Here is a 577-nt window from a genome sequence, read left to right on the forward strand (position 1 = left end):
TGTAGACCAGACCCTCTGACTCCTGCCTTTTCAGATAATGTGCCTGTTCCTTTTACTGATTTTGTGTTCCTTGTTTAATATGACAATCTATTCCGTTTTTTTTGCAGAACTTAATAACTGTTAAAGTAAGGCTGTTATAAAATTCTTTATTATATTTGAATTCAGATGATTTAATGTTGTAATTCAACTTGCCGAAGACAATTTTATCTACAAAAGATACAGACTCTAATATTTCTATTAAATCCTGCTTAATCAAGTTTGGCGTAGGATACGGCTCCATGCTCACCCATGTTTTAAAACCTTTTTTATGCAGATATTTAAGCGAGTTGATTCTATCTTTAAATTTAGCAGAATTTGGCTCAAATTCTTCCCTGAATTTTTCATTTAAAGAAACCAATGTAATACCATATTCGTTTTTATTGCTACAACCATTTCTATTACCGAGTTCGCTTGGGAAAACCCCTTTCGTTAATACAGTGCAACGTATATTATTTGTATTGAGCTTGTCGATAATTTTCAAACTCAAATCACACACCTGCTCCTGCTCATACATAAATGGGTCAGTGGAAAAACATAA

At 32.8% G+C, this 577-nt stretch carries 1 protein-coding gene; it reads right to left on the reverse strand.

Features of this window, described 5'->3' with window-relative positions; translation table 11 throughout:
- Positions 1-52 precede the first annotated feature (52 nt).
- The gene (locus tag HZC45_06800) at positions 53-535 is read right to left on the reverse strand and encodes a hypothetical protein (GenBank protein MBI5682854.1); all 483 of its coding nucleotides are present in this window, start codon (positions 533-535) and stop codon (positions 53-55) included.
- Positions 536-577 lie beyond the last annotated feature (42 nt).

This window comes from Deltaproteobacteria bacterium, from assembly GCA_016223005.1.
GTDB lineage: Bacteria > Desulfobacterota > GWC2-55-46 > UBA9637 > GWC2-42-11 > JACRPW01.